General features: G+C 42.9%; 1 protein-coding gene. It reads left to right on the forward strand.

Annotation, left to right across the window (positions count from 1 at the left end; genetic code table 11):
- On the forward strand, window positions 1-608 hold a 608-nt coding region (locus R8O11_RS29260), incomplete at both ends, for a diguanylate cyclase (protein WP_318195128.1).

The following is a 608-nucleotide window of genomic DNA, read 5'->3' on the forward strand; positions in this document are numbered from 1 at the left end:
GGAAATTGCCGCGCCTATTCACCAATCAGATGTGACGCTTGGAGCCGTATATTTGGAGCTCAACCTTGCCCATTTATTAGAAGAAAAAGAGCAAAACATTGCACAAGTTGCAGCGATAACGTCTAAAGATAAACACAACATGTTTATTTTGCTGCTGGCAATCAGCATTATTTCTATCTTCATGGGTAGCTTATTCGCGTTTGCCGTAGGTCGCTCGTTGGTGAAACCAATCAAACAGTTGAGTGAACAGTTTTCGGAATTTGATACTCAAGCACTTCCAGTTACCGATATTCAACGCAAAGATGAAATTGGTGAGCTGATTACTGCCTATAACAAGATGTCTAACAAGGTAAACACCTACACAACCCGTGTTGAGTTCATGGCCTATCACGACATTCTGACTTCGCTTTCTAATCGTGAAAAGCTGCTGATTGATCTTCAAGAACAAATCAGCGCCAAGCGAGCGCCAGCGCTTGCCGTCCTGTTTGTCGATTTGGATGATTTTAAGCACATCAACGACAACTACGGCCACAATGTTGGGGACAAATTACTGGTGCACCTTTCGGCACTATTGAGAAAGGAACTGCCAATTTATATCGAACCAGATT

This window comes from Vibrio sp. 1288 (genome assembly GCF_033344475.1).